This window comes from Kitasatospora sp. NPDC028055 (assembly GCF_040637885.1).
Classification (GTDB): domain Bacteria; phylum Actinomycetota; class Actinomycetes; order Streptomycetales; family Streptomycetaceae; genus Kitasatospora.
Genome location: NZ_JBEZXE010000002.1, coordinates 414,247 through 440,723, shown reverse-complemented (window position 1 = coordinate 440,723; position 26,477 = coordinate 414,247). Strand labels below are relative to the sequence as shown.

Below are 26,477 nucleotides of genomic sequence, written 5' to 3'. Positions count from 1 at the left end.
GGTGGGGGGTCAGCGGCCGAGCTGCTCGGAGATCTTCGCCAGCTGGGCCAGCCGCTTCTCCAGCGTCGGGTGGGTGGAGAGCAGCTGGGAGGCGGTCTCCCTGGCGCTCAGCGCCGGGGCGAAGTAGAAGGCGTTGTAGGGCTGGGCCTTGCGCAGGTCCTCGGTGGGGATGGCGGCGATCTGCCCGGTGACCTTGGTGAGCGCCGAGGCGAGGGCACTGGGCCGGCCGGTGAGCTGGGCGGCGGCCCGGTCGGCGGCCAGTTCGCGGTAGCGGGACAGCAGCCGGGTGAGCAGGAAGCTGATCGCGTAGACCACGATCGACACCAGCGGGATGACCAGCGCCGCGATGGCCGCGTTCTGGTCGTTGCTGTTGCGGTTGCCGCCCATGAACCCGCCGTACATCGCGACCCGGGTCATCGCCCCGGCGAGCACGCCCAGGAAGCCGGCGATGGTCATCACCGCGACGTCCCGGTGGGCGACGTGCGACAGCTCGTGCGCCAGGACGCCCTCCAACTCCTCGGGTTCCAGTCGGCGCAGCAGGCCGGTGGTGACGCACACCACGGCGTTCTGCGGGTTGCGGCCGGTGGCGAAGGCGTTCGGCATGTCGTTGTCGGCGACCGCCACGCGGGGCTTGGGCATGTCGGCCAGGGCGCAGAGCCGGTCGATGGTGCCGTGCAGCTGGGGGTACTGCTCCTCGGTCACCTGGTGGGCGCCCATGGCCCGCTCGGTGATCTTGTCGCTGAACCAGAACTGGGCCACGAACAGCCCGCCGGAGATCAGCACGATCAGCGGCCAGGCCCCGCGCAGCAGCGCGATCAGCAGGCCCGTGAAACCGACGTACAGCAGCCCGATCACGAACATCGTCCCGACCATGCGGCTGGTCAGGCCGCGGTCGGGCGCGAAACGGGTGTGCTGGCCCGAGCTCGACATCGCTTGCTCCTCCGTTCGCCGTCGCTTTCGATGCTGCCACCCGGACGGCCCCGGGGCACCACCCGTGCACGCGGAGTGTCGCGGTGGCCGTCCGGAACTGCGGGCAGGATCACCCCGGCCGGGCCGTTCCTGCGGTACGACCCGGGCCGTACACTGGCAGGTACGGTTTTGGCACTCGTGCGTGCAGAGTGCCAGGGTCGGGGCCCTCCCCGGAGCGGCTCGCAGCATCACAGACGGACAACGTGCGAAGACGGAGGTGCGTGCCCCATGGCCGGAGAGGTCCGCCAGCTGGACGACCGCAAGCTCGCCGTGCTGCGCGCGATCGTCCAGGACTACGTGGGCACCGAGGAGCCGGTCGGCTCCAAGGCCCTGGTGGAGCGGCACAACCTCGGGGTGTCCCCGGCCACCGTGCGCAACGACATGGCGGCGCTGGAGGAGGAGGGGTACATCCACCAGCCGCACACCAGCGCCGGGCGGATCCCCACTGACAAGGGCTACCGGCTGTTCGTCGACAAGCTCGCCGAGATCAAGCCGATGAGCTCCCCGGAGCGCCGGGCGATCCGGCACTTCCTGGACGGCGCCGTCGACCTGGACGACGTGGTCACCCGTACGGTGCGGCTGCTCGCCCAGTTGACCCGCCAGGTCGCCGTGGTGCAGTACCCCTCGCTGACCCGCTCCACCGTCCGGCACATCGAGTTGGTGGCGCTGGCCCCGGCCAAGGTGATGCTGGTGCTGATCACCAACACCGGCCGGGTCGAACAGCGGATGGTCGACTGCCCGGGCACGGTCGGCGAGACGGTCCTGGCGGACCTGCGCTCGCGGATCAACACCCGGGCGGCCGGCCAGCGGCTGCCGGACGTCCCGGGGCTCCTGGAGGAGCTCCCGGCGGCCTTCGAGGCGGCCGACCGGCCGACCGTCAGCACGGTCCTGGCGACGCTGTTCGAGGCGCTCGCCGAGCAGAACGAGGAACGGATCATGCTGGCCGGCACCGCCAACCTGACCCGCTTCGGGCACGACTTCCCGCTCACCATCCAGCCGGTGCTGGAGGCCCTGGAGGAGCAGGTCGTCCTGCTCCGCCTCCTGGGTGAGACCACGGACGCCGCGATGACGGTCCGGATCGGGCGGGAGAACGCCTACGAAGGGCTGAATTCCACCTCGGTCGTTTCGGTCGGCTACGGTTCGGGCGACGAGAGTGTGGCCAAACTGGGTGTGATCGGTCCGACCCGGATGGACTACCCGGGCACAATGGGGGCGGTGCGGGCGGTGGCACGGTACGTGGGCCAGATCCTGGCCGAGTCGTAGCACACCGCCGGCCGTTGGATTCGCAACGGCCGGCGTCCAGTCGCAGCACTACTACAGGCGGAACAAGCGGAGCATTTGGTGGCCACGGACTACTACGCGGTACTCGGCGTCCGACGGGATGCGGGGCAGGACGAGATCAAGAAGGCGTTCCGGCGCCTGGCACGCGAACTGCACCCGGACGTCAACCCGGACCCGAAGACGCAGGAGCGGTTCAAGGAGATCAACGCCGCCTACGAGGTGCTCTCCGACCCGCAGAAGCGCCAGGTCTACGACCTGGGCGGCGACCCGCTGTCGCCGGGCGGCGGCGGTGGCGCGGGCGGCTTCGGCGCCGGCGCGGCGGGCTTCGGCTTCTCCGACATCATGGACGCCTTCTTCGGCGCCGCGGCCGGCCAGCGCGGCCCGCGCTCGCGCACCCGCCGCGGCCAGGACGCCATGATCCGGCTGGAGATCACCCTGGAGGAGGCCGCCTTCGGCACCACCAAGGAACTCCAGGTCGACACCGCCGTCACCTGCACCACCTGCAACGGCGAGGGCGCGGCCCCCGGCACCTCGGCCCAGACCTGCGACATGTGCCGCGGCAAGGGCGAGGTGTCCCAGGTCACCCGCTCGTTCCTGGGCCAGGTCATGACCTCCCGCCCGTGCCCGCAGTGCCAGGGCTTCGGCACCGTGGTGCCGACCCCCTGCCCCGAGTGCGCCGGCGACGGCCGGGTGCGGGCCCGCCGCACCCTGACCGTGAAGATCCCGGCCGGTGTGGACAACGGCACCCGGATCCAGCTGGCCGGCGAGGGCGAGGTCGGCCCCGGCGGCGGCCCGTCCGGCGACCTGTACGTCGAGATCGCCGAGACCACCCACGCGGTCTTCCAGCGGCGCGGGGACGACCTGCACTGCACCGTCACCATCCCGATGACGGCGGCCGCGCTCGGCACCCAGGTGCCGCTGCAGACCCTGGACGGGCTGGAGGAGGTCGACATCCGGCCCGGCACCCAGTCCGGCCAGTCGATCCCGCTGCACGGCCGGGGCATCACCCACCTGCGCGGCGGCGGCCGGGGCGACCTGATAGTGCACGTCGAGGTGCAGACGCCCACCAAGCTCGACGCCGAGCAGGAGGAGCTGCTGCGCCGGCTCTCGCTGCTGCGCGGCGAGGAGCGGCCGTCCGGCCAGTTCGCGCCGGGCCAGCAGGGCCTGTTCTCGCGCCTGAAGGACGCCTTCAACGGCCGGTAGTCGTCCATGCAGGGGTGCCGGGGGGAGGACCCCCGGCACCCCTGCGGTGTTTCCCCTCCCCGGCCGCAGGCCACCCCAGGAAAGGTTCCCCGCCATGACCGCGCCCGTCTTCGTCGTCGAGACCGAGCGGATCGCCGCCGCCGCGCCCGGGGCCGTACTGCGGCTCGACGGGCCCGAGGGGCGGCACGCGGCGGCGGTGAAGCGGCTGGCGACCGGCGAGGCGGTCACCCTGGCGGACGGGCTGGGGCTGGGCGTGGACGGCACCGTCGCCGCGGTGCTCGGCAAGGACGCGATCGAGGTCACGGTGGCCGCCGTGCGGCGGGAGCCGGAGCCGGCGCCGCGGATCGTGGTCGTCCAGGCGCTGCCCAAGGGCGACCGCGGCGAGCTGGCCGTGGAGACCATGACCGAGGTCGGCGTGGACGTGGTGGTCCCCTGGGCCGCCTCGCGCTGCATCACCCAGTGGAAGGGCGAGCGCGGCGCCAAGGCGCTCGCCAAGTGGCGGGCCACCGCCCGGGAGGCGGGCAAGCAGTCCCGCCGGCTGCGCTTCCCCGAGGTGCGCGAGCCGATGACCACCCGGCAGCTGGCACCGCTGCTGGCCGGGGCCGCGCTCGCCGCGGTGCTGCACGAGGAGGGCGCCGAGCCGCTGGCGCAGGCCGCGCTGCCGGCCGACGGGGACATCGTGCTGGTGGTCGGCCCGGAGGGCGGGGTCTCCCCGGAGGAGCTGGCCGCCTTCGCCGAGGCCGGCGCCAAGCCGTACCGGCTGGGCCCCTCGGTGCTGCGCACCTCGACCGCCGGGGTGGCGGCGGGCGCGCTGCTGCTGGGGCGCACCGGCCGCTGGGCCTGACCCCGCCGGCAACTCCCGTGCGCCCGCCGGGAGTCTGCGGAAAACGGAGCGGCTCGTACCCGAAGCTGCCTACGCTGGCGGCGTGACGGACTCCCTGAGCACCTCTGCGGGCGCCTATCTGCGCCATCCCCATCTGCACGGTGACCTGGTCGCCTTCGTCGCCGAGGACGACCTGTGGCTCGCCCCGCTGGACGGCGGCCGGGCCTGGCGCCTGACGGCCGATCACCTGCCGGTGCAGCACCCCAGGTTCTCCCCGGACGGGCGGCACATCGCCTTCACCTCCACCCGGGACGGCGCCCCCGAGGTGCACGTGGTGCCGGTGGACGGCGGACCGTCGCGGCGGCTGACGTACTGGGGCAACGCCGAGACCCGGGTGCAGGGTTGGACCGCCGACGGGCGCCCGATCGCCACCACCGGCGCGGGCGAGTCCGGCGTGCGCCGCTGCTGGGCGCACGCCGTGCCGCTGGACGGCGGCGAGGCGGTGCGGCTGCCGTACGGGCCGGTCGGCGGGCTCGCCTTCGAGCCGGACGGCGACCGGGTGCTGCTGGTGACCGTCAACAACCGCGAGCCGGCCTGGTGGAAGCGCTACCGGGGCGGCCGGGCCGGCAAGTTGTGGATCGGGCAGGACCGGTTCGTCCGGATCCACCAGGAGCTGGCCGGGCAGCTCGACTCCCCGCTCTGGGTGGCCGGGGACGGCGACGGCCGGATCGCCTTCCTGTCCGACCACGAGGGCGTCGGCGAGCTGTGGTCCAGCCGCCCGGACGGCTCCGACCTGCGCCGCCACAGCACCGACCCGGACGGCTTCTACGCCCGCAACGCCACCACCGACGGCACCCGGGTGGTGTTCCACCGGGCCGGCGACCTGTGGCTGCTGGACGACCTGGAGACCGCCACCCCGCGCCGGCTGGACGTCCGTCCGGCCGGCTCGCGGGCCCGCCGCCGCCCCCACCCGGTGCACGCCGCGCACTGGTTGGAGTCCGTCGCCCCGGACCGCACCGGCCGGGCCGGCGCCGTGGTGGTGCGCGGCAGCGTGCACTGGCTGACCCACCGCGAGGGCCCGGCCCGGGTGCTGGACGAGACCCCGGGCGTGCGCGCCCGGCTGGCCCGGGTGGTGCCGGGCGAGGACGGCGCCCAGGGCGTGCTCTGGGTGTCCGACGCCGAGGGCGAGGACGCCCTGGAGTACGCCCCCGCCGTGCACGACCCCGAGCGGCGCCGGCTGGCCGCCGGGCGACTGGGCCGGGTCAACTCGCTGGTGGTCTCCCCGGACGGCAGGCGGGCCGCGGTCGGCGTGCACGACGGCCGGGTGCTGGTGGTCGGCCTGGCCGACGGCGCCGTGCACGAGCTGGAGCGCAGCACCGACGGCGAGGTCAGCGGACTGGTGTTCAGCCCGGACTCGGCCTGGCTGGCCTGGTCGCGCCCGGTGCACCGGATGGGCCCGTACTCGCTGCGCCAGATCGTGCTGGCCGACCTGGCCACCCGCACCGTCGGGGAGGTCACCTCGCAGCGCTTCCTGGACACCTCGCCCGCCTTCACCGCGGACGGCCGCTACCTGGCCTTCCTGTCGGTGCGCAGCTTCGACCCGGTCTACGACGCCCACGCCTTCGGCCTGTCCTTCCCGAACGGCTGCCGCCCCTACCTGGTGACGCTCGCCGCCGAGACGCCGCCCCCGTTCGGCCCGCAGCGGTCCGGGCGGGCGCCCGGCGGGGAGGAGGACGAGCCCGGGGCCCGCACGGCGGACGGCGAGGAGGCCGCGGGCGGGGCGGCGCCGGCCGTCCGGGTGGACCTGGACGGCATCGCCGACCGGATCGTCCCCTTCCCGGTCGAGGGCGGCCGCTTCCACGCGCTGCGCGCCGCCAAGGACGGGGTGCTGTGGACCAGGGCGCCGCTGCTCGGCGAACTCGGCGACGAGGCGGCCTCGTTGGACGACGACCGGCCCCGCCCGGTGCTGGAGCGCTTCGACCTCAGGAAGCGCCGGGTCGAGCAACTGGTGCACGGCGTCGACGGGTTCTCGGTCAGCGGGGACGGCACCCGGCTGGCCGTGCTGGACGGGGGCGAGCTGCGGATCGTCCCGGCCGACCGCAAGGCCGGCGGCGAGGACGACGAGACCGCCGTCGACCTCACCCGGCTGCGGGTGACCGTCGACCCGGCCGCCGAGTGGCGGCAGATGTACGCCGAGAACGGCCGGCTGATGCGGGACAACTTCTGGCGCCCCGACCTCGGCGGCGTCGACTGGGCCGGGATCCTGGAGCGCTACCGGCCGCTGGTCGAGCGGGTCGGCTCGCACGACGAACTGGTCGACCTGCTCTGGGAGGTGAACGGCGAACTCGGCACCTCGCACGCCTACGTCGTCCCGTACGGCCGCTACACCGAGCCCGCCCGACGCCAGGGCCTGCTCGGCGCCGACCTGGTCCGGGACGGCGAGCAGTGGCGGATCGGCCGGATCCTGCCCGGCGAGTCCTCCGACCCCCGCGCCCGCTCGCCGCTGGCCGCGCCCGGCGCGGCGGTCCGCCCGGGCGACGCCGTGCTCGCCGTCAACGGCCGCCCGGTCGACCCGGTCACCGGCCCGGCCCCGCTGCTGGCGGGCACCGCCGGGCAGCCGGTCGAGCTGACCGTGGCCGGAAAGGACGGCACCGACCGGCGCCACCCCGTGGTCGTCCCGCTCGCCGACGAGGAGGCGCTGCGCTACCACGACTGGGTGGCCGGCCGGCGGGCGAAGACGCGGGAGCTGTCCGGCGGCCGGCTCGGCTACCTGCACATCCCCGACATGCAGACGGCCGGCTGGGCGCAGCTGCACCGCGACCTCTCCACCGAGATGGCCAAGGAGGGCCTGATCGTGGACGTCCGGGAGAACCGCGGCGGCCACACCTCGCAGCTGGTGATAGAGAAGCTGGCCCGGCGGATCGTCGGCTGGTACGCGATCCGGGACACCGAGGGCCGGGTGCCCTACCCGATGGACGCCCCGCGCGGGCCGGTGGTCGCGATCGCCAACGAGCTGTCCGGCTCGGACGGCGACATCGTCAACGCCGCCATCCAGGCGCTCGGCATCGGCCCGGTGGTCGGCACCCGGACCTGGGGCGGGGTGATCGGCATCGACAGCCGGTACCAGCTGGTCGACGGCACCCTGGTCACCCAGCCCAAGTACGCGATGTGGATGGAGAACTACGGCTGGGGCCTGGAGAACCACGGCGTCGACCCGGACGTCGAGGTGCCGTTCGCCCCGCACCACTGGGCGGCCGGCGAGGACCCGCAGCTGGCCGAGGCGGTGCGGATCGCCCTCGACACCCTGGCCGCCACCCCGGCCCGCACGGCGCCGCCACTGCCCTGGGGGTAGCCGGCGCGGGGCCCTTCGGGGCGCGGGGGTCCGGCGCGGCCGGGCTCCCGTGCCGGGGCGTGGGTAGGATGCGGGGCTGTTCTTGATCACGATCGTGATCTGGTCGACGGCTCACGGGGGAGCACACCATGGCGCAGGGCTATCCGCCGCCGCAGTACCCGCAGCAGCAGTACCCGCAGAACCAGCAGTACCCGCAGAACCAGCCGTACCCGCAGCAGCAGTACCCGCAGAGCGGCCCGGGGCCGAACCCGTACGGCCAGGGTCCGTACGGGCAGCCCCCGCAGCCGTACCCGCAGCAGCCCCAGCCGTACGGGCAGCCCCAGCCGTACCCGCAGGCCCAACCGCCGTACGGGCAGGCCCCGTACCCGCAGGCGCAGCAGCAGCCCTACCCGCAGCAGCAGAACCACCAGCAGCCGCAGCCCGCGCTGCCGCCGTGCCCCCCGGAGGCGGGCGGCTTCCGGCGCTTCCTGGCGATCGTGCTGGACTTCGCCCTCGCACTGAGCCTCGGTTTCTCCGCCGCCGTCGCCTCCGACGAGGCCGCGGGCCGCACCAAGCCGGTCGCGGCCGCGGCCGGCCACGCCGCCCAGCACGCGAGCGGCACGGTGGTGCAGTTCTGGGCGGCCTTCCTGGGCGTCGGCCTGCTCGCCTCGTTCCTCAACCAGGTGGTGCTCGCCCGGCTGACCGGTTTCAGCGTGGGCAAGGGGATCCTGGCGATGCGGGTGGTGCGCCGCAAGCGGGTGATGCGCCCCAACACCTGGCGGCTGACCAGGCGCTGGCTGCTCGGCTTCGTCTTCCTGGCGGTGGCCTTCCTGTCCGAGGACTTCGACCTCGAGGAGGGGGACGTGGTCGGCATGCGCTCGGTGCGCTGGAAGCACCTGAGGGAGTACCGGCAGGCGGTCGGGCGGCTCGGCTAGGCTGCGCCCGTACGGCCCGTGCAACGTGATCGACGACCGAACCGAGGAGATTCCGATGGCCGGCGAGCCGCAGTCCGACTGTGTGTTCTGCAAGATCGTGTCGGGCGAGATCCCGGCGACCGTGCTGCGCAAGACCGAGCGCGTCCTCGCCTTCCGCGACATCGCCCCCAAGGCCCCCGTGCACGTCCTGGTGATCCCGCACGTCCACTACCCGAACGCAGCGGCGCTGGGCGCCGCCGAGCCCGAGATCGCCGGCGAACTGCTGGCCGAGGCGGGCGCGGTGGCGCGGGACGAGGGCGTCGAGGACTACCGGCTGATCTTCAACACCGGTGCGGGCGCCGGGCAGACCGTGTTCCACGCCCACGTGCACGTGCTCGGCGGGATGCCGATGAACGAGAGCATGGTCTGATCCCAGGTGTCCCAGCGCGAACTCGTCGTCCTCGGCACCGCCAGCCAGGTGCCCACCCGGCACCGCAACCACAACGGCTACCTGCTCCGCTGGGACGGCGAGGGCCTGCTGTTCGACCCGGGCGAGGGCACCCAGCGCCAGATGCTGCACGCCGGGGTCTCGGCCACCCAGATCACCCGGATCGCGGTGACCCACTTCCACGGCGACCACTGCCTGGGCCTCGCCGGGGTGATCCAGCGGATCAACCTTGACCGGGTCCCGCACCCGGTGGACGTCTACTTCCCGGCCTCCGGGGAGGTCTACTTCGAGCGGCTGCGGCACGCCACCGCGTACCACGAGACCGCCGTGCTGCGGCCGCGGCCGATCGACGAACCCGGCCCGCTGCCCGCGCCCGGCGCCCGCTTCGCGCTGGACGCCGTCCGGCTGGACCACCCGGTGGAGTCCTTCGGCTACCGGCTGTCCGAGCCGGACGGCCGCCGGCTGGTGCCCGAGCGGCTCGCCGAGGCCGGCGTGCGCGGCCCGGCCGTGGGCCGGCTCCAGCACGAGGGCGCGGTCGAGGTGGACGGCCGCACTGTCACCCTGGACGAGGTCAGCGAGCACCGGCGGGGCCAGCGCTTCGCCTTCGTGATGGACACCCGGCTCTGCGAGGGGGTGCACCGACTGGCCGAGGGGGCCGACCTGTTGGTGGTCGAGGCGACCTTCACCGACGCCGACGCCCACCTCGCCGAGGACCACGGCCACCTCACCGCCGGCCAGGCCGCCAAGGTCGCCGCCGAGGCCGGGGCGCGGACCCTGGTGCTGACCCACTTCTCCCAGCGCTACCCGGACCTGGGCCAGCACCTGGCCGACGCCCGCAAGCACTTCGACGGGGAGCTGGTGCTCGCCGAGGACCTCGCCCGGGTGCCCGTCCCCGCCCGCCGTCACCCGTGAACGGCGCGGCGCCGGCGGTGGACGCCGCGCGGGCTCCCCGCGAAAAGGGCTCGCGCCGCCCCGCGATCTGCCGCAGCATCGTCGGGTGCGGCCCCGCCGCCCGCCGCGGCGATCACGCTCGCGGCGTACCCTGGTGCCCCGGAGAGACCGAGCGGCACACGAGACCACGGATGGGATGAGGCAGGCCCAGCGCCGACCCATGAGTGACACATCGCAGACCCGTACCGACGGACAGTCGCGCCCCGAACCGACCGACGACGGCCGGGTGAGCGCCCGGATCGTCATCCCCGAGAAGCATCCGATGGTCACCCTGCTCGGCACGGCGGACTCGCTGCTGCGCGTGATCGAGCAGGGGTTCCCCGCCGCCGACATCCACGTCCGCGGCAACGAGGTGACCGCCACCGGGGAGCGCGCCGAGGTCGCCCTCGTGCAGAAGCTGTTCAACGAGATGATGCTGGTGCTGCGCACCGGCCAGCCCCTGACGGAGGACTCCGTGGAGCGCTCCATCGCCATGCTCCGCGAGGAGGACCCGGACAGCCCGGCGCCGTCCCAGGTGTTCACGGCGAACATCCTGTCCAACCGCGGCCGCACGATCCGCCCCAAGACGCTCAACCAGCAGCGCTACGTCGACGCGATCGACAAGCACACGATCGTCTTCGGCCTCGGCCCGGCCGGCACCGGCAAGACCTACCTGGCGATGGCCAAGGCCGTCCAGGCCCTCCAGGCCAAGGAGGTCAACCGGATCATCCTGACCCGCCCGGCGGTCGAGGCGGGCGAGCGGCTGGGCTTCCTGCCCGGCACCCTCTACGAGAAGATCGACCCCTACCTGCGCCCGCTGTACGACGCGCTGCACGACATGATGGACCCGGACTCCATCCCGCGCCTGATGGCGGCCGGCACCATCGAGGTCGCCCCGCTCGCATACATGCGCGGCCGCGCGCAACCGGTCTTCACCAAGGTGCTCACGCCGGACGGCTGGCGTCCGATCGGCGACCTCCAGGTCGGCGACCTCGTCACCGGGTCGAACGGCGAGCCGACGCCCGTGCTGGGTGTGTACCCGCAGGGCGAGAAGGACATCTACCGTGTCACGGCTCAGGACGGGGCATCGACGCTCTGCTGCGGAGAGCACCTGTGGACGGTTCGGACAGCGGCGGACCGCCGCCGGAACAAGCCCTGGCGGGTTCTCGAAACCCGGGAGATGATCGGGAACCTCCGGGCCGCCCACGCACGGCGGTACGAGTTGCCGCTGCTCAGCCAGCCGGTCCGCTTTCCGGAGCAGGACGTACCCATGGACCCGTACGCCTTGGGTCTGCTGCTCGGTGACGGCTGCCTCACCGGCTCCACGACGCCCTCGTTCGCCACTGAGGACCCCGAGCTCGCGTCCGCCCTCGAGGCGGCACTGCCAGGGATCGAGGTCCGGTCGAAGGGCGGAGTCGACTACACGCTGAGCCGGGTGAAGGCGCCGGGCGACCTGATGACCCTCGCGAACCCGGTCACCGAGGTCCTTCGGGAGCTGGACCTTTTGGGCGGCAGGTCGTCGTCGAAGTTCGTACCCGAGGTCTACCTCCGCAACTCCCCGGCGATCCGCTCGGCCGTCCTCCAGGGACTGCTGGACGCGGATGGTGGGCCGGTGACACAGGCCGGTCGAACCTGTCGGGTCCAGTACACGACCACCTCGATCCTGTTGCGCGACGACGTGATCGAACTGGTCCGGTCCCTCGGCGGGGTGGCCTACACCCGGCGCAGACTGGCGGAAGGCCGGAAGCCGGGCCGTGCGCGGGGCCGCGACGTCCACCACCGCCGCGATGCCCACGTCGTCGACATCCGCCTTCCCGAAGGGGTCGAACCCTTCAGGCTCCGGCGCAAGGCGGAGAAGTACCTCACCGCCGGCGGCGGAGGTCGGCCGATGCGGCACATCGACCTCATCGAGCCCGCCGGGCGCGAGGAAGCCGTCTGCATCCAGGTCGCGGCGGCCGATTCGCTCTACGTGACCGAGGGCCACCTACTGACACACAACACCCTCAACGACGCCTTCATCATCCTGGACGAGGCCCAGAACACCTCGCCCGAGCAGATGAAGATGTTCCTCACCCGCCTCGGGTTCAACTCCCGGGTGGTGGTCACCGGCGACACCAGCCAGATCGACCTCCCGGGCGGCACCCGCAGCGGGCTCAAGGTCGTCCAGGAGATCCTGGCCGACGTCCCGGACATCCACTTCTCCGTCCTCACCAGCACCGACGTGGTCCGCCACAAGCTGGTCGGCCGGATCGTGGACGCCTACGAGCGCTGGGACGCGCTGCAGGAGGCCGAGGAGAACTCCCCGGCCGCCCGCAAGCCCGCCCAGCGGCGCCCCGGCAAGACCGCCGCGGCGCGCGCACCCCGACAGTCCCATCGCACCGAAAGCTGAGCACACAGCCCGTCATGTCGATCGACATCGCCAACGAGTCCGGTTGGGACGCCGACGAGGAAGCCATCCTCGACGTCGCCCGCTTCGCCCTGGACAAGATGCGGATCCACCCGCAGTCCGAACTGTCCGTGATCCTGGTGGACGGTGCGGCGATGGAGGAGCTGCACATCCAGTGGATGGACCTGCCCGGACCGACCGACGTGATGTCGTTCCCGATGGACGAGCTGCGTCCCGGCAAGGAGGGCGAGGAGCTGCCGCAGGGCCTGCTCGGCGACATCGTGCTCTGCCCCGAGGTCGCCGAGCAGCAGGGCAAGGCGGCCCCCTCCAAGCACTCGATGGACGAGGAGCTCCAACTGCTCACCGTCCACGGCGTGCTGCACGTCCTCGGCTACGACCACGAGGAGCCGGAGGAGGAGGAAGAGATGTTCGCCCTCCAGAAGCGGATCCTGGACGACTGGCGGGCGGGCCGGGGCCTCGGCGGCATCTCCCCGGCTCCCACCACCCACTGAGCGCGGGGCCCGAACTCCCGTGAGTGGTGAGAGTACGAGCTTCATCCTCGGTGCCGTGGCCCTGGTCGTGCTGGGCTGGCTGGCTGCGTGCGCCGAGGCGGGCGTCTCCCGGGTCTCCCGGTTCCGGGCCGAGGAGGCCGTGCGCAACGGCCGGCGCGGCTCCGCGCGGCTGCTGGCCGTCGCCTCCGACCCGTTCCGCTACCTCAACCTGGCCACCCTGATCCGGGTGGCCAGCGAGATGGCGGCCGCGGTGCTGGTCACCGCGGTGTGCGTGCGCAACATCCACCCGACCTGGCAGGCCGTGCTGCTGGCCTTCGGCGTGATGGTGCTGGTGTCCTTCGTCGCGGTGGGCGTCTCGCCGCGCACGATCGGGCGCCAGCACCCGATCTCCACCGCGACCGCGGCCTCCTTCGTGCTGCTGCCGCTGGCCGCGGTGCTCGGTCCCATCCCGCGGCTGCTGATCCTGCTGGGCAACGCGCTGACCCCGGGTAAGGGGTACCGGGAGGGGCCGTTCGCCTCCGAGGCCGAGCTGCGGGCGCTGGTCGACCTCGCCGAGAAGGACGACCTGATCGAGGACGAGGAGCGCCGGATGGTGCACTCGGTCTTCGAACTGGGCGACACGATCGTGCGCGAGGTGATGGTGCCGCGCACCGACCTGGTGATGATCGAGCGGCACAAGACCGTCCGGCAGGCGCTCACCCTGGCGCTGCGCTCGGGCTTCTCGCGGATCCCGGTGGTCGGCGACAACGAGGACGACGTGGTCGGCATCGTCTACCTCAAGGACCTGGTGCGCCGCACCCATATCAACCGGGAGGCGGAGGCCGAGGAGGTCGGCGCGGTGATGCGCCCGGCCGTGTTCGTCCCGGACTCCAAGCCGGCCGGCGACCTGCTGCGGGAGATGCAGCAGCGCCGCTCGCACGTCGCGATCGTGATCGACGAGTACGGCGGCACGGCGGGCCTGGTCACCATCGAGGACGTCCTGGAGGAGATCGTCGGCGAGATCACCGACGAGTACGACCGGGAGATCGCGCCGGTCGAGGACCTCGGCGACGGCTCGTACCGGATCACCGCCCGGCTGCTGGTGGAGGACCTGGGCGAGCTGTTCGGGATCGAGCTGGAGGACGAGGACGTCGAGACCGTCGGCGGCCTGCTGGCCAAGCACCTGGGCCGGGTGCCGATCCCCGGCTCGGCCTGCGAGATCCCGCTGCCCGAGCCGGCCGCGGACGGCCTGACCGGCATCCTGCTGACCGCCGAGTCCTCGGCCGGGCGCCGCAACCGGATCGGTTCGATGGTCGCCGCGCCGGTGCGCGGGTCGGAGACGGTGCGGGCCGCGGGCGAGTAGCGGGTGGGCGGTCGCCGCGCGACCATGGAGGGCATGACGCACAAACTTCGCGCGGAGTACGGCCCGCAGGGGGCGGCCGGCGGAGTCAAGTCCTGGCACGTGGTGCGGGACGAGGACCCGTCGACCGCGCTCTGCGGCCGGACCATGCCCGCCGACGCCGAGACCCGGCCCGAGCAGGAGTGGGGCACCGGACTGCGCTGCTGCCAGCAGTGCGGCTCGCTCTACATGCACGAGACGCCGCACATGCAGGGGAGCCATCCCTACAGCTAGCCGTGCCCTTCGGCCGTGCTTGTCGGCCTGGGCCGAGCTCTGGAGGTCGCCATGAAGCTGCAAGACGAACTGCCGACCGTCGATCGACGGCTCGCCCTGGTGTGGCGGGTCGGGGCGGGGCTCGGGGGGATCTTCCTGATCGTGTTCGGGATCCTGGGGCTGACCGACCATCCCGGCTTCCTGGCCACCCACGGTGACCGGATCGCCGGGCTGTCGACCAACGGGGCGCTGAGCATCCTGTCCATCGTGGCGGGGGCGGTCCTGCTGGCCGGAGCGGTGATCGGCGGGAACTTCGCGTCCAACCTCAACATGGTGGTCGGCGTGCTGTTCGTCCTGTCCGGCTTCTACGGGCTGACGGTGCTCGGCCGGCCGGACGCGAACATCCTCAACTTCCGGATGTCGAATGTGCTGTTCGCGTTCGTCTTCGGAGTCGTCGTGACCACCTTCGGGATGTACGGCCGGGTGAGCAGCCACCTGCCGCACGACAACCCGTTCTGGCGCGAGCGGGCCTCGCACGAGGAGCCGCTGCCGTCCGGCGCCGCGAAGACCTTCGTCAAGGTGCTCAACCCCAACCCCGGCCGTACCCACCCGGTCGGCCACTGAGGTGTGACGGTGACTCGCCCGCCCGGGCGGGGGAGCGGCCGCCTATGCTCGGCGCATGAGTGACATCGTCGAACTCGACCCCGAGGACAAGAAGATCATCACCCTGGCCCGCTCGGCCCGCGCCCGCAACGGCGTGGCCGAGGGGGCCGCGGTGCGTGACGAGACCGGCCGCACCTACGTGGCCGGCACGGTCGCGCTGGAGTCGCTGCGGCTGAGCGCGCTGCAGACGGCGGTGGCGATGGCGGTGGCCAGCGGTGCGAAGTCGCTGGAGGCCGCCGCCGTGGTGAGCGAGGCCGAGCAGCCCGCCGAGGCCGACCTGGCGGCCGTGCGGGACCTGGGCGGGGCCGGTACGCCGGTGCTGCTGGCCGGGCCGGACGGGACACTGCGGGTGGCGGCCGAGGCCCGCTGAGCGGCCTCCGGCGGCCCGTCGGGGCAGCTGCGACGGGCCGCGCCCCTGTATTCAGCAGATAATCTCACCGGAGGGGTGGACTCGGTGAGGGGCTGGGGCATGGGGGCGTTGGCGTTCGTCGCCGGGCTGGTGCTGTTCGTGATGGGCATGGGCAAGTGGCAGGAGACCGGCACGGTCTACTGGCTCTGGGGCTCACTCGCCTTCCTGCTCCTGTTGGTGGTGTTCTCGCTGGTCGGACGGGGCGGCGGCAAGGGCTGACCGTCCCCGACGGACCGGCCCCGGACGGCGGGGCTCCGTTGATCAGGGAGAATGGGGCCCATGAATGCCCCTTCCTCCTCGTACCGCTCCGGGTTCGCGTGCTTCGTCGGCCGTCCCAACGCGGGCAAGTCGACCCTGACCAACGCCCTGGTGGGGACGAAGGTCGCGATCACCTCCGACCGCCCGCAGACCACCCGGCACACCGTGCGCGGCATCGTGCACCGCCCGGACGCCCAGCTCGTGCTGGTCGACACCCCCGGCCTGCACAAGCCCCGCACTCTCCTCGGCGAGCGTCTCAACGACCTGGTCCGCACCACCTGGGCCGAGGTCGACGTGATCGGCTTCTGCCTGCCCGCCGACCAGAAGATCGGCCCCGGCGACAAGTTCATCGCCAAGGAGATCGCCGGGATCAAGAAGACCCCCAAGGTCGCCATCGTCACCAAGACCGACCTGGTCGACTCCAAGCGCCTGGCCGAGCAGCTGATCGCCATCCACCAGCTCGGCATCGAGCTGGGCTTCGAGTGGGCCGAGATCATCCCGGTCTCCGCGGTCGGCGACAAGCAGGTCGAACTGGTCGCCGACCTCCTCACCAAGCTGCTGCCCGAGGGCGACCAGCTCTACCCGGAGGGCGACCTCACCGACGAGCCCGAGCAGATCATGGTCGCCGAGCTGATCCGCGAGGCCGCCCTGGAGGGCGTGCGGGACGAACTGCCGCACTCGCTGGCCGTCGTGGTCGAGGAGATGCTGCCGCGCGAGGGCCGCCCGGCGGACCGCCCGCTGCTCGACATCCACGCCAACGTCTACATCGAGCGGCAGAGCCAGAAGGCGATCGTGATCGGCGCCAAGGGCGCGCGGCTCAAGCACGTCGGCACCACCGCCCGCAAGCACATCGAGGCGCTGCTCGGCACGCCGGTCTACCTGGACCTGCACGTCAAGGTGGCCAAGGACTGGCAGCGCGACCCCAAGCAGCTGCGCAAGCTGGGCTTCTGACCGGGGGAGTACAGCGACGGGCGGTGAGCCGCCCCGGGCCCGTCCGGACGCCGTACGCGCGCGTCGGGCGGGCCCGTGCCGCACCGGACCCGTGCCGCACCGGGGCCCGCGTGAGGGGCCTACGCCCCCTCGCGGAGCACCAGCGAGACCAGCTCCCGCTGCGAGTCGGTGAGTTTGGGGTCGGCGCAGTACACCGTCCGCCCGTCGACGGTGATCTCGTAGTGGAAGCCGTCCGGCACCCCGTACGAGGGCGCGCGCAGCCCGCCCGCGACGGCCTCGCGGGCGAGCGCGTGGACGTGCGGGGCGTCCGTGCGGTCGACGGTGTCGAGCTCCGCGTGACGGAGGATTCCGGCGAGCCCGCCGGTCCGGGTGACCTGGATGCGCATGGTGTCCATCGTGCTACGCAGGGAAGGCTTTTGCGGCTCTTTTCCCCGACCGTGACCTCGAAACCGGTCCCGGACCGGTCCCGAACCGGTCCGGACCGGCGGTGAACCGGTCGTCCGCGGTCACCCCGGGCTGACGCCGACCTGGGCCCAGGAGGCCGTCACGGTGTCGGCGATCGGGGGCTTGTCGGGGTAGCGGGCCTTGGCGGCGGCCACGGTGGCCCGGGCGAATGCGGTGAAGTCGGCGGTGGCGGTCAGCGTGCCGCCGGTCAGGGCGTCGTACCAGATCCGCCCGGCCTGCTCCCAGGAGGATCCGCCGAGGGCGGTGGCCAGCAGGTAGAACGCGTGGTTGGGGATGCCGGAGTTGATGTGCACCCCGCCGTTGTCCTCGGCGGTGTTCACGTAGTCCCGCATGTGGGCGGGCTGCGGGTCCTTGCCGAGCTGGGGGTCGTCGTAGGCGGTGCCGGGGGCCTTCATCGAGCGCAGCGCCACGCCCTGGATGCCGGGGGCGAGCAGCCCGGCGCCGATCAACCAGTCGGCGGAGGCGGCGTCCTGGTGCAGGGCGTACTGCTTGACCAGCGAGCCGAAGACGTCGGAGACCGACTCGTTGAGCGCGCCGGGCTGGTCCTGGTACTCCAGCCCGGCGGTGAACTGGGTGACGCCGTGGGTGAGTTCGTGGCCGATGACGTCGATGCAGGCGGTGAAGTCGCCGAAGATCTGGCCGTCGCCGTCGCCGAAGACCATCTGCCGGCCGTTCCAGAAGGCGTTGTCGTAGTTGCGGCCGTAGTGGACGCTGGCGTCCATCCGCAGGCCCCGGCCGTCGATCGAGTCGCGGCCGAAGACCTCCGAGTAGAGGGCGAAGGTGGCGCCCAGGCCGTCGTAGGCGTGGTTGACGGAGGTGTCGGCGACCGGGGCCTGGCCCTCGGTGCGGACGGTGCGCCCGGGCAGCCGCTGACCGTGCCCGGCGTCGTGGATCAGCCGGCTGAGCCCGGGGGCGCCGGCGGTCGGCGGGGGAGCGGCGAGGCGGGCCGCGCGGTGCGCGGCGTCCAGGGCGAGGGAGTGGACGGCGGGCTGGTGACCGGCCTCGGCGAGGCGGTCCAGGACGTACGGCGGGACGATCGCGCAGCGCGGGACTCCTGCAGTCATGCGGCCCAGGGTGAGGCCTCGATGACCGGATGTCACCACCTGCGGCAGGACCGGTCCACGTCTCAAGGGGTGGAACGGTAGCCCGGATCACTTCGGGGGCGCGCGGGCCTGGGTTACGCTGGGCCACATCATGCGCAACGGGCTGCTTCTTCTTAGCTGCCGCGTCGAGGGCCTGTAGTCCACCGGGCCGGCTCCCTCGCCGCGGGGAACGAGCTGTGCGCGGAAACGGCGACGCGAGGGCGCGTCGCGGGGCGCAGCAGCGGCCGGCCAGTCGGTGTCGATCCCTCCCGACCGCCCGCATCACGCATCCACAGGAAGCCGAGAGTCCCCTCCATGACCGAGCAGACCTCCGCCGCGTCCGTCCCCGCCGCTCGCGCCTTCGTCGACCGGCCGACCCCGATCACCGCCGCCTCCGTGCGCCAGCGGCCCTCGGGCATGCGCCACGGGCGCTACCTGCCGTTCGGCACCGTCGACCTGCCGGACCGCACCTGGCCGGACCAGGTGATCACCAAGGCGCCGCGCTGGCTCTCCACCGACCTGCGGGACGGCAACCAGGCGCTGATCGACCCGATGTCCCCGGCCCGCAAGCGGAAGATGTTCGACCTGCTGGTGGCGATGGGCTACAAGGAGATCGAGGTCGGCTTCCCGTCCTCCGGCGCCACCGACCACGCCTTCGTGCGGTCGCTGATCGAGGAGGGGGCGATCCCGGAGGACGTCACCATCTCGGTGCTGACCCAGGCCCGTGAGGAGCTGATCGAGAAGACCGTCGAGTCGCTGGTCGGCGCCCCGCGGGCGACCGTCCACCTGTACAACGCGACCGCGCCGCTGTTCCGCCGGGTGGTGTTCCGCAACGACGAGGCGGCCACCAAGGCGATCGCGGTGGACGGGACCCGGCTGGTGATGGAGTACGCGGAGAAGCTGCTGGGCGACGACACCGTCTTCGGCTACCAGTACTCGCCGGAGATCTTCGTGGACACCGAGCTGGACTTCGCGCTGGAGGTCTGCGAGGCGGTGATGGACGTCTGGCAGCCCGGCGAGGGCCGCGAGATCATCCTGAACCTGCCGGCCACCGTCGAGCGGGCCACCCCGAACGTCCAGGCCGACCAGTTCGAGTGGATGTCGCGCAACCTGTCGCGCCGCGAGTTCGTCTGCCTGTCGGTGCACCCCCACAACGACCGCGGCACCGCCGTGGCCTCGGCCGAGCTGGCCTACATGGCGGGCGCGGACCGGATCGAGGGCTGCCTGTTCGGGCAGGGCGAGCGGACCGGCAACGTCGACCTGGTGACGCTGGGGATGAACCTGTTCTCGCAGGGCATCGACCCGCAGATCGACTTCTCCGACATCGACGAGGTGCGCCGCACCGCCGAGTACTGCAACCAGATGGAGGTGCACCCGCGCCACCCGTACGCCGGGGACCTGGTGTACACCTCCTTCTCCGGCTCGCACCAGGACGCCATCAAGAAGGGCTTCGACGCCCTGGAGGCGGACGCGAAGGCGGCCGGGGTGCCGGTGGCGGAGCACACCTGGGGCGTGCCGTACCTGCCGATCGACCCGAAGGACGTCGGCCGCACCTACGAGGCGGTCATCCGGGTCAACAGCCAGTCCGGCAAGGGCGGGGTGGCGTACGTCCTCAAGAACGACCACAAGCTGGACCTGCCGCGCCGGATGCAGATCGAGTTCTCCCGGATCATCCAGGCCAAGACCGACGCCGAGGGCGGCGAGGTCAGCCCGGCGGAGATCTGGCGGGTCTTCGAGGACGAGTACCTGCCGACCACCGGCAACCCGTGGGGCCGGCTGTCGCTGGCGGGTTCGCGCACCCTGACCACCGAGGACGGCCGGGACGCGCTGACCGCCGAGGCCGTGGTGGACGGAGTGCCGGTGACCCTGTCCGGCACCGGCAACGGCCCGGTCTCGGCCTTCGCGGACGCGCTGGCCCGGATCGGCGTGGACGTACGGGTGCTGGACTACGCCGAGCACGCGCTGAGCGAGGGCGGCGACGCCCAGGCGGCCGCGTACGTGGAGTGCGCGGTGGACGGCAAGGTGCTGTGGGGCGTGGGCATCGACGGCAACACCGTGCTGGCCTCGCTCAAGGCGATGATCAGTGCCGTCAACCGCTCGCAGCGGGGTTAACTCCCTGGGGCGTGTCTGACAATTCGCGCGCCCGGCGGGAATTGTCAGACACGCCCTAGGGTGGTACGCGAAGGGCCGTCCCGCGGGGCGGCCCTTCGCCGTGTCCGCAGGGCGTTCCGGCGGGCTGTGGCCTGCGCCACATTTTTTCGGATCGGAAGCCGTTCGAGGTACTGACACGTGCCGGTAACCGTGGCAACATCGATCCACCGGCAAGCCGGGTCGGTGGGACGGCCTCGGTGTCCGGTCGCGTGACCTGTCCATAGTTGTGCAGGCCGCCTGCCATGTCTGGGGAGTGGCGCCGTGACCAGGTTGTGGGGTGTCCGCCCGAGGTGGCGGACCGATGTTCTCGGTGATTTCTTCTGCCCGGGCTGCGGCGGGGACCGTAACTACCGCCGGCAGCACGGCCGGCGCTGGCTGCGCCTGCTGGGGACGCCGGTCGCGCCGCTCGGGCCGGTGATCGGCAGCGTGCAGTGCACCAGCTGCCACGGGCGCTACGGCGTCGAGTCCCTGGAGCAGCCCACCAGCGTGCGCCTCGGCGCGATGCTGCGGGACGCCCAGTACACCATCGCGCTGGCCCTGCTCGCGGCCGGCGGCACCGCCCACCGGGCGGCCCGCGAGGCGGCATGCACGGCGGTGCGCGAGGCCGGGTTCGAGGACTGCGGCGAGGCCCAGGTGCTGGCCGCGCTGGCCGCGCTCTCCGGGCTCGGCGGCGAACTCCACGACGCCCACGGGATGTCCGGCGGCCTGGCCGTGGAACTGCACGCGGTGCTCGAACCGCTCGCCCCGCACCTGGCCCAGCAGGGCCGGGAGCGGCTGCTGCTGCTGGGCGCCGCGATCGCCCTGGCGGACGGGCGCTACCTGCCGCAGGAGCGCGAGGCGCTGGCCGCCGTCGGCAGCTGCCTGGACCTGCCGCAGAGCCAGGTGCCGGCGCTGCTGGAGGCGGCGACCCGGGCGCCGTACGAGAACCTGTAGGGCCTCGGCCCCCGTCCCTCCGGACCTTCCGTATCCCCCACAAACGGGCCCGCTCGCCCCCGGCCTTCGGCCGGGAGGTGCCCCCCTCCGGACCCGCCGTGACCCGCACCGCAGTGGTCCTCCCCCACGGTCCCCGGTGCGGGCAACACGGCTGTCCACGGCTGTCCGTGCCCTGGGGGACAATGGGGGGCATGAGCCTTTTCCGGGACGACGGCGTCGTGTTGCGGGCGCAGAAGCTCGGCGAGGCCGATCGGATCATCACCCTGCTGACCCGCCACCACGGCAAGGTGCGGGCGGTGGCGCGCGGGGTGCGCAAGACCAAGTCCAAGTTCGGCGCCCGGCTGGAGCCGTTCTCGCACGTGGACGTGCAGTTCTTCAGCCGGGGGAGCGAGCTGATCGGGCGCGGGCTGCCGCTGTGCACCCAGGTGGAGACCATCGCCCCGTACGGCGGATCGATCGTCACCGACTACGGCCGCTACACCGCCGGCACGGCGATGCTGGAGACGGCCGAGCGCTTCGCCGAGAACGAGGGCGAGCCGGCCGTCCAGCAGTACCTGCTGCTGGTGGGCGGGCTGCGCACGCTGGCGGCCGGGACGCACGAGTCGCACCTGGTGCTGGACGCCTTCCTGCTGCGCTCGCTCGCGGTGAACGGGTACGGCGCGAGCTTCACGGACTGCGCCAAGTGCGGCCTGGACGGGCCGAACCGTTTCTTCTCCCTCCCCGCAGGGGGGGTGCTCTGCGCGGACTGCCGAGTGCCCGGATGTGCCGTACCCTCCCCTGAGACACTGGTACTGCTCGGGGCGCTGCTGTCAGGGGACTGGCGGACGGCCGACGCCTGCGAGCCGCGGTACTGGCGGGAGGGCAGCGGCCTGGTCGCGGCCTATCTGCAGTGGCACCTGGAGCGGGGCATCCGCTCGATGAGATACGTGGAGAAGTGAGCACATGGCAGCGCGACGGCTCTTCGGCGGTGGCAAGCAGCGGGTCTACGAACCCCCGACCCCGCACCCCAGCGGCGCCAGGCCCCCGAAGCTCCCCGGCGAGCTGGTCCCGGACCACGTCGCCATCGTGATGGACGGCAACGGCCGCTGGGCCAAGGAGCGCGGGCTGCCCCGCACCGAGGGCCACAAGATCGGCGAGTCCGTCGTGCTGGACGTGCTCAAGGGCGCGATCGAGCTCGGCGTCAAGAACATCTCGCTGTACGCGTTCTCCACCGAGAACTGGAAGCGCTCGCCCGACGAGGTGAAGTTCCTGATGAACTTCAACCGGGACGTCATCCGCCGCCGCCGCGACGAGATGGACGCGATGGGCGTGCGGATCCGCTGGGCCGGCCGGATGCCCAAGCTGTGGAAGAGCGTCGTCCAGGAGCTCCAGGTCGCCGAGGAGCAGACCAAGGGCAACGACGCCGTGACGCTCTACATGTGCGTCAACTACGGCGGCCGGGCCGAACTCGCCGACGCCGCGCAGGCGATCGCGCTGGACGTGGCGGCCGGCAGGCTGGACCCGAAGAAGGTCAACGAGAAGACCCTCGCCAAGTACATGTACCACCCGGACATGCCGGACGTGGACCTCTTCCTGCGCCCCAGCGGCGAGCAGCGCACCTCCAACTTCCTGCTCTGGCAGTCCGCGTACGCCGAGTTCGTGTTCCAGGACGTGCTCTGGCCGGACTTCGACCGCCGCGACCTGTGGCGCGCCTGCGAGCAGTTCGCGATGCGCGACCGCCGCTTCGGCGGGGCGATCCCGAACGAGCTGCCCTCGCCGCTGGAGCTGCCCGCCCAGCGCTGACGCCGACCGGCGCTGATGCCGACCGGCGCTGATACCGACCGGTGCGCACGTGCCGAAGGGCCCGCGGAACGAACCGTTCCTGCGGGCCCTTCGGCCGTCGTCCGCGCGGGCTGCCCCCGTACGGACGGCTGTTCAGCCCTTCTTGGCGCAGTCCGCGCAGGTGCCGAAGATCTCCAGGGTGTGCGCGATGTCGCTGAACCCGTGCTCGGCGGCGACCGAGTTGGCCCAGCGCTCGACCGCGGGGCCCTCGACCTCGACGGTGGCGCCGCAGTGCCGGCAGACCAGGTGGTGGTGGTGCCCGCTGCTGCACCGGCGGTAGACGGCCTCGCCGTCGGCGGTGCGCAGCACGTCCACCTCACCGGCGTCGGCGAGCGACTGGAGGGTGCGGTAGACCGTGGTCAGACCGACGGAGTCTCCGCGGTGCTTGAGCAGGTCGTGGAGCTCCTGGGCGCTGCGGAAGTCCGCGATCTCGTCCAGGGCCGCCGAGACGGCGGCTCGCTGCCGGGTCGAGCGGGCGCGCGGCGACGGGCCTGCGGTGGTCACCGTGGGTCCTCCTGGGGTCGTGGGCGTCACGCACCTCATTGTGCCAGCCCGGCCCGCCGCTCCGGAGTGGTCGCGTCGGAGGAACTCTTTCCCGGGTCCTGGCCGGGGAGTCGGACGTCGCAGACCTGGGGCCCCTGCCCGGCGTCGTCGCGGCGCCGGTGGCGTCGGCGGGCGAGCGGGGCGGCGATCGCGCTGAACACCGCGAACACCGCGATGGCGAGCAGCACGATGGCCGGTCCGGAGGGCACGTTCAGCTGGTAGGAGCCGGTGACGCCGGCCAGCGCGACCACCACGCCGAGCGCGATCGAGGCGGCCTGGGTGGCGGCGAAGGAGCGGGTCAGCTGCTGGGCGGCGACCACCGGGACCACCATCAGCGCGCTGACCAGCAGCAGTCCGACCACCCGCATGGCGACCGTGACGGTGACCGCGGCCATCACCGCGAGCAGCAGGTTGAGGGTGCGCACCGGCACGCCGGTGACCCGGGCGAAGTCCTCGTCCTGGCAGATCGCGAAGAGCTGGCGGCGCAGGCCGACGGTGACCGCGATGACCACCGCCCCGAGCACCGCGATGGTGGCCAGGTCGGCGGGGGCGACGGTGAGGATCGAGCCCCACAGGTAGCTCTCCAGCGAGCCGGCCCCGGCCTGGGCGGACATCGAGACGAGCAGCTTGCCGCAGGCCATGCCGCCGTAGAAGAGCATCGCCAGGGCGATGTCGCCGCGCTGGTTGCCGCGCGAGCGGACCAGCTCCATGGTGACGGCGCCGAGCACGCAGACCAGCACGGCCATCCAGACCGGGCTGGTCTGGAAGATGAAGCCGAGGCCGACGCCGGTCATCGCGACGTGGCCCATGCCGTCGCCCATCAGGGCCTGGCGGCGCTGCACCAGGTAGATCCCGACGGCGGGGGCGGTGATCCCGACCAGCACGGCGGCCAGCAGGGCGCGCTGCATGAAGTCGTAGGAGAGCATCTCGGTCATGCGAGCAGCCTCGGCGGGGTGAGGTCGGCGTGCGGGTGGACGTGGTCGTGGCCGGGCAGCGCGTGCAGGCCGGTGTTGGGCACCGGCGGGCCGTCGTGCGCGACGCAGCCGTCCCGCAGCACCACGGCGCGGTCGATCAGCGGCTCCAGCGGCCCGAGTTCGTGCAGGACGAGGAGGACGGAGGCACCGCGGCCGACCTCGGCGCGCAGGGTGTCGGCGAGCACCTGCTGGCTGGCGGCGTCCACGCCGGCCATCGGCTCGTCCATGATCAGCAGGTCGGGGGTGCCGACCAGGGCGCGGGCGATCAGCACCCGCTGCTGCTGGCCGCCGGAGAGGTCGGCGACGCCGTCCCCGGCCCGGTCCAGCATGCCGACGGCGGCCAGCGCGCCGTCCACCGCGGCGCGGTCCCGGCGGCGGAACGGCAGCAGCCGGTGCTGTGCGAGCCGCCCGGTGGAGACCACCTCGCGCACGGTGGCGGGGACGCCGGAGGCGGCGGTGGTGCGCTGCGGGACGTACCCGATCCGGTGCCAGGCGCGGAAGGAGCCGTACGGGGTGCCGAACAGCTCCAGGGTGCCCTGCTCCAGCGGCACGGAGCCGATCACGGCCTTGACGGTGGTCGACTTGCCGGAGCCGTTGGCGCCGAGCAGGGCGACGACCTCGCCGGGTCGGACGGTGAGGTCGACGCCGCGCAGCACCGGCCGGCCGCCGCGCGAGGCGACGGCGTCGCGGAGGCGGACGGCCGGGGGTATCGGGTGGGTCATGGTGGGGCGTCCCGTCAGCTCGCGGGGGTGGGGGCCGGGGCGGCCGCGGCGGGGGCGCCGAGGGCGGCCCGGAGGTTGGCCAGGTTCTGCTTCATGACGGTCAGGTAGTCGTCCTTGGACGGGTCCTTGACGCCCTCCAGCGGGTCCAGCACCGCAGTCTTGAGGCCGAGGTCCTTGGCGACGGTGTCGGCGAGCTTGGGGCTGACCAGGGTCTCGAAGAAGATCGTGGTGACGCCGTTGTCCTTGGCGGCCTTCTGCACCTCGGCGAGGCGGGCCGGGGTGGGCTCGGACTCCGGGTCGACGCCGTTGATGGCGACCTGGGTGAGGCCGTAGTGGTCGGCGAGGTAGCCGAAGGCGGCGTGGCTGGTGACGAAGGTCTTGGTCTTGACGTCCTGCAGCCCGGTCCGGAACTCCTGGTCCAGGGCGGTGAGCCGGGTGACCAGGTCGTCGGTGTTCTTCCGGTAGTCGGCGGCGTGCGCGGGGTCGGCCTTGGCGAACTCGTCGCCGACGCTCTTGGCGATCGCGGCGTAGCGGCTCGGGTCGAGCCAGATGTGCGGGTCGCCGGCCGGGCCCTCGTGCTTGTGGCCGTCGCCCTCGGCGGTGCCCTCGTCGAGGTGGTGGTCGACCAGCGGGCTGGCCGCGGTGGCGTCGATCTTGTGCTTGCTGGCCGACTGGTCGACGGCCTGGTCGACGGTGGGCTGGAGGCCCTTGAGGTAGAGGATCGCGTCGGCCTTCTGGACGCCGGCGACCTGCTTGGCGGTGAGCTCCAGGTCGTGCGGCTCGACGCCGGGCGCGGTGAGGTCGGTGACCGAGACGTGCTCCTTGCCGATCTGCTGGGCCAGGAACTCCATCGGGTAGAAGGAGGCGACGACGTTCAGCTTGCCGTCCGCGCTCTGGGCGCTGCTGCTGCCACCGCAGGCCGTGAGGGCCATGGAGGCGGCGAGGGCGGCGACGGCCAGGGCGGCGGTCCTGCGGGTACGGCGGCTGAGCAGTCCGATCATCATGACAATCATTCTCATCTGCAGTGGAAATGATTGTCAAATCACTCGGACGGGTGAACGGCAGGTGGCCCTGGCTGGGAGGAGCCGGACCATATCGATTTGAACCCCGTACCCGT

The 26,477-nt window shown here is 72.7% G+C and carries 26 protein-coding genes; 19 read left to right on the top strand and 7 right to left on the bottom strand.

The features are described 5' to 3' along the window. Positions 1–9: 9 nt before the first annotated feature. Positions 10–930, bottom strand: coding sequence for a zinc metalloprotease HtpX (gene htpX / locus AB0F71_RS05905; protein ID WP_360228781.1), 921 nt, complete (start codon positions 928–930; stop codon positions 10–12). Between the two features lie 267 nt (positions 931–1,197). Here htpX and hrcA point away from each other — a divergent pair, with 267 nt between their 5' ends. The 15 genes from hrcA (at position 1,198) to era (ending at position 16,669) form a co-directional block, all read left to right on the top strand. Continuing rightward, on the top strand, positions 1,198–2,232 hold the full coding sequence (gene hrcA, locus AB0F71_RS05900; RefSeq protein WP_360228778.1) for a heat-inducible transcriptional repressor HrcA: 1,035 nt from the start codon (positions 1,198–1,200) through the stop codon (positions 2,230–2,232). A gap of 78 nt (positions 2,233–2,310) precedes the next feature. Continuing rightward, positions 2,311–3,453 carry a molecular chaperone DnaJ gene (dnaJ, locus tag AB0F71_RS05895; RefSeq protein ID WP_360228775.1) on the top strand — a complete coding sequence of 381 codons (1,143 nt, stop codon included), beginning with the start codon at positions 2,311–2,313 and terminating at the stop codon, positions 3,451–3,453. 94 nt (positions 3,454–3,547) lie between these two features. Next, positions 3,548–4,297, top strand: a complete 750-nt coding sequence (locus AB0F71_RS05890) for a 16S rRNA (uracil(1498)-N(3))-methyltransferase (protein ID WP_360228772.1) — start codon at positions 3,548–3,550, stop codon at positions 4,295–4,297. An 82-nt stretch (positions 4,298–4,379) separates the two neighbouring features. Beyond that, on the top strand, positions 4,380–7,628 hold the full coding sequence (locus AB0F71_RS05885; RefSeq protein WP_360228769.1) for a PDZ domain-containing protein: 3,249 nt from the start codon (positions 4,380–4,382) through the stop codon (positions 7,626–7,628). A gap of 128 nt (positions 7,629–7,756) precedes the next feature. Then, complete coding sequence (locus tag AB0F71_RS05880) at positions 7,757–8,542, top strand: RDD family protein (RefSeq protein WP_360228766.1); 786 nt, start codon at positions 7,757–7,759, stop codon at positions 8,540–8,542. 55 nt (positions 8,543–8,597) lie between these two features. Further along, entirely contained in the window at positions 8,598–8,951 is a 354-nt protein-coding gene (locus tag AB0F71_RS05875; protein ID WP_360228763.1) for a histidine triad nucleotide-binding protein, read from the top strand. Between the two features lie 6 nt (positions 8,952–8,957). Next, positions 8,958–9,881 carry a ribonuclease Z gene (locus tag AB0F71_RS05870; RefSeq protein ID WP_360228760.1) on the top strand — a complete coding sequence of 308 codons (924 nt, stop codon included), beginning with the start codon at positions 8,958–8,960 and terminating at the stop codon, positions 9,879–9,881. Between the two features lie 301 nt (positions 9,882–10,182). Beyond that, positions 10,183–12,288, top strand: coding sequence for a PhoH family protein (locus tag AB0F71_RS05865; RefSeq protein WP_360228979.1), 2,106 nt, complete (start codon positions 10,183–10,185; stop codon positions 12,286–12,288). A 14-nt stretch (positions 12,289–12,302) separates the two neighbouring features. Next, positions 12,303–12,797 (top strand): rRNA maturation RNase YbeY, encoded by a 495-nt coding sequence (ybeY, locus tag AB0F71_RS05860; protein ID WP_030061268.1) that lies wholly within the window; start codon positions 12,303–12,305, stop codon positions 12,795–12,797. Positions 12,798–12,816: 19 nt separating this feature from the next. Then, entirely contained in the window at positions 12,817–14,139 is a 1,323-nt protein-coding gene (locus AB0F71_RS05855) for a hemolysin family protein (protein ID WP_360228757.1), read from the top strand. Positions 14,140–14,172: 33 nt separating this feature from the next. Further along, complete coding sequence (locus AB0F71_RS05850) at positions 14,173–14,409, top strand: hypothetical protein (RefSeq protein WP_360228754.1); 237 nt, start codon at positions 14,173–14,175, stop codon at positions 14,407–14,409. A 51-nt stretch (positions 14,410–14,460) separates the two neighbouring features. Continuing rightward, positions 14,461–15,012: a DUF4383 domain-containing protein gene (locus AB0F71_RS05845; RefSeq protein ID WP_360228751.1), complete on the top strand. Its 552-nt coding sequence runs from the start codon at positions 14,461–14,463 to the stop codon at positions 15,010–15,012. A gap of 55 nt (positions 15,013–15,067) precedes the next feature. Then, positions 15,068–15,421: a cytidine deaminase gene (locus tag AB0F71_RS05840; RefSeq protein ID WP_360228748.1), complete on the top strand. Its 354-nt coding sequence runs from the start codon at positions 15,068–15,070 to the stop codon at positions 15,419–15,421. 75 nt (positions 15,422–15,496) lie between these two features. Beyond that, entirely contained in the window at positions 15,497–15,679 is a 183-nt protein-coding gene (locus tag AB0F71_RS05835; RefSeq protein ID WP_360228745.1) for a hypothetical protein, read from the top strand. A gap of 60 nt (positions 15,680–15,739) precedes the next feature. Continuing rightward, positions 15,740–16,669 (top strand): GTPase Era, encoded by a 930-nt coding sequence (gene era, locus AB0F71_RS05830; RefSeq protein ID WP_030061259.1) that lies wholly within the window; start codon positions 15,740–15,742, stop codon positions 16,667–16,669. Between the two features lie 119 nt (positions 16,670–16,788). Here the strand turns inward: era and AB0F71_RS05825 are convergent, their stop codons facing one another. Both AB0F71_RS05825 and AB0F71_RS05820 read right to left on the bottom strand, forming a co-directional pair. Then, positions 16,789–17,055, bottom strand: a complete 267-nt coding sequence (locus AB0F71_RS05825) for a protealysin inhibitor emfourin (RefSeq protein WP_360228741.1) — start codon at positions 17,053–17,055, stop codon at positions 16,789–16,791. Positions 17,056–17,175: 120 nt separating this feature from the next. Beyond that, on the bottom strand, positions 17,176–18,198 hold the full coding sequence (locus AB0F71_RS05820; protein ID WP_360228738.1) for a M4 family metallopeptidase: 1,023 nt from the start codon (positions 18,196–18,198) through the stop codon (positions 17,176–17,178). Positions 18,199–18,531: 333 nt separating this feature from the next. Between AB0F71_RS05820 and leuA the strand changes: the two genes are divergently transcribed. The 4 genes from leuA to AB0F71_RS05800 all read left to right on the top strand — a co-directional run bounded on the left by leuA (position 18,532) and on the right by AB0F71_RS05800 (position 23,082). Further along, the gene (gene leuA, locus AB0F71_RS05815; protein WP_360228735.1) at positions 18,532–20,328 is read left to right on the top strand and encodes a 2-isopropylmalate synthase; all 1,797 of its coding nucleotides are present in this window, start codon (positions 18,532–18,534) and stop codon (positions 20,326–20,328) included. 300 nt (positions 20,329–20,628) lie between these two features. Next, entirely contained in the window at positions 20,629–21,300 is a 672-nt protein-coding gene (locus tag AB0F71_RS05810; protein ID WP_360228732.1) for a TerB family tellurite resistance protein, read from the top strand. Between the two features lie 191 nt (positions 21,301–21,491). Beyond that, positions 21,492–22,238: a DNA repair protein RecO gene (gene recO / locus AB0F71_RS05805; RefSeq protein ID WP_360228729.1), complete on the top strand. Its 747-nt coding sequence runs from the start codon at positions 21,492–21,494 to the stop codon at positions 22,236–22,238. A gap of 4 nt (positions 22,239–22,242) precedes the next feature. Beyond that, positions 22,243–23,082: an isoprenyl transferase gene (locus AB0F71_RS05800; RefSeq protein ID WP_360228726.1), complete on the top strand. Its 840-nt coding sequence runs from the start codon at positions 22,243–22,245 to the stop codon at positions 23,080–23,082. A 132-nt stretch (positions 23,083–23,214) separates the two neighbouring features. Here the strand turns inward: AB0F71_RS05800 and AB0F71_RS05795 are convergent, their stop codons facing one another. The 4 genes from AB0F71_RS05795 to AB0F71_RS05780 are packed head-to-tail and all read right to left on the bottom strand — an operon-like array spanning position 23,215 to position 26,364. Further along, complete coding sequence (locus AB0F71_RS05795) at positions 23,215–23,625, bottom strand: Fur family transcriptional regulator (protein WP_360228723.1); 411 nt, start codon at positions 23,623–23,625, stop codon at positions 23,215–23,217. Positions 23,626–23,660: 35 nt separating this feature from the next. After that, positions 23,661–24,599: a metal ABC transporter permease gene (locus AB0F71_RS05790; protein ID WP_360228720.1), complete on the bottom strand. Its 939-nt coding sequence runs from the start codon at positions 24,597–24,599 to the stop codon at positions 23,661–23,663. Further along, positions 24,596–25,360, bottom strand: coding sequence for a metal ABC transporter ATP-binding protein (locus tag AB0F71_RS05785; RefSeq protein WP_360228717.1), 765 nt, complete (start codon positions 25,358–25,360; stop codon positions 24,596–24,598). The genes AB0F71_RS05790 and AB0F71_RS05785 overlap by 4 nt, the downstream gene beginning before the upstream one ends. Positions 25,361–25,374: 14 nt before the next feature. After that, complete coding sequence (locus tag AB0F71_RS05780) at positions 25,375–26,364, bottom strand: metal ABC transporter substrate-binding protein (RefSeq protein WP_360228714.1); 990 nt, start codon at positions 26,362–26,364, stop codon at positions 25,375–25,377. Positions 26,365–26,477 lie beyond the last annotated feature (113 nt).

Coding starts and splice junctions, on each gene's coding strand:
- AB0F71_RS05780 (WP_360228714.1), bottom strand. CDS start 26,364: ATGATGATCGGACTGCTCAGCCGCCGTACCCGCAGGACCGCCGCCCTG.
- AB0F71_RS05840 (WP_360228748.1), top strand. CDS start 15,068: ATGAGTGACATCGTCGAACTCGACCCCGAGGACAAGAAGATCATCACC.
- AB0F71_RS05865 (WP_360228979.1), top strand. CDS start 10,183: ATGGTCACCCTGCTCGGCACGGCGGACTCGCTGCTGCGCGTGATCGAG.
- htpX (WP_360228781.1), bottom strand. CDS start 930: ATGTCGAGCTCGGGCCAGCACACCCGTTTCGCGCCCGACCGCGGCCTG.
- ybeY (WP_030061268.1), top strand. CDS start 12,303: ATGTCGATCGACATCGCCAACGAGTCCGGTTGGGACGCCGACGAGGAA.
- AB0F71_RS05820 (WP_360228738.1), bottom strand. CDS start 18,198: ATGACTGCAGGAGTCCCGCGCTGCGCGATCGTCCCGCCGTACGTCCTG.
- recO (WP_360228729.1), top strand. CDS start 21,492: ATGAGCCTTTTCCGGGACGACGGCGTCGTGTTGCGGGCGCAGAAGCTC.
- hrcA (WP_360228778.1), top strand. CDS start 1,198: ATGGCCGGAGAGGTCCGCCAGCTGGACGACCGCAAGCTCGCCGTGCTG.
- era (WP_030061259.1), top strand. CDS start 15,740: ATGAATGCCCCTTCCTCCTCGTACCGCTCCGGGTTCGCGTGCTTCGTC.
- leuA (WP_360228735.1), top strand. CDS start 18,532: ATGACCGAGCAGACCTCCGCCGCGTCCGTCCCCGCCGCTCGCGCCTTC.
- AB0F71_RS05875 (WP_360228763.1), top strand. CDS start 8,598: ATGGCCGGCGAGCCGCAGTCCGACTGTGTGTTCTGCAAGATCGTGTCG.
- AB0F71_RS05825 (WP_360228741.1), bottom strand. CDS start 17,055: ATGCGCATCCAGGTCACCCGGACCGGCGGGCTCGCCGGAATCCTCCGT.
- AB0F71_RS05880 (WP_360228766.1), top strand. CDS start 7,757: ATGGCGCAGGGCTATCCGCCGCCGCAGTACCCGCAGCAGCAGTACCCG.
- AB0F71_RS05890 (WP_360228772.1), top strand. CDS start 3,548: ATGACCGCGCCCGTCTTCGTCGTCGAGACCGAGCGGATCGCCGCCGCC.
- AB0F71_RS05845 (WP_360228751.1), top strand. CDS start 14,461: ATGAAGCTGCAAGACGAACTGCCGACCGTCGATCGACGGCTCGCCCTG.
- AB0F71_RS05800 (WP_360228726.1), top strand. CDS start 22,243: ATGGCAGCGCGACGGCTCTTCGGCGGTGGCAAGCAGCGGGTCTACGAA.
- AB0F71_RS05790 (WP_360228720.1), bottom strand. CDS start 24,599: ATGACCGAGATGCTCTCCTACGACTTCATGCAGCGCGCCCTGCTGGCC.
- AB0F71_RS05850 (WP_360228754.1), top strand. CDS start 14,173: ATGACGCACAAACTTCGCGCGGAGTACGGCCCGCAGGGGGCGGCCGGC.
- AB0F71_RS05785 (WP_360228717.1), bottom strand. CDS start 25,360: ATGACCCACCCGATACCCCCGGCCGTCCGCCTCCGCGACGCCGTCGCC.